This is a genomic window from Paraprevotella clara YIT 11840 (genome assembly GCF_000233955.1).
GTDB classification, from domain to species: domain Bacteria; phylum Bacteroidota; class Bacteroidia; order Bacteroidales; family Bacteroidaceae; genus Paraprevotella; species Paraprevotella clara.
Genome location: NZ_JH376709.1, coordinates 1 through 238 on the forward strand (window position 1 = coordinate 1; position 238 = coordinate 238).

Below are 238 nucleotides of genomic sequence, written 5' to 3' on the forward strand. Positions count from 1 at the left end.
TACCCTCTTTGCGAGTGGTGAATAGCAGTGCTTGCATTGCTTCGGCATCGGTGATAGGAGCATAAGTAACCCGCCCACTTTCAAACAGATGAGCGTGCTCTGGCCCTACACCTGGGTAGTCAAGCCCTGCTGAAATAGAGTGTACCGGACTTATCTGTCCATACTTATCTTGCAATACGTAGGTTTTCATTCCGTGTATAATACCTTCTTTGCCCAGTGTAAGAGTAGCGGCGTGCTT

General features: G+C 48.3%; 1 pseudogene. It reads right to left on the reverse strand.

Going from position 1 to position 238, the window contains the following annotated elements:
• A pseudogene (locus HMPREF9441_RS18880) lies at positions 1–190 on the reverse strand (tryptophan synthase subunit beta); the annotation flags it as partial.
• Between the last annotated feature and the right edge of the window lie 48 nt (positions 191–238).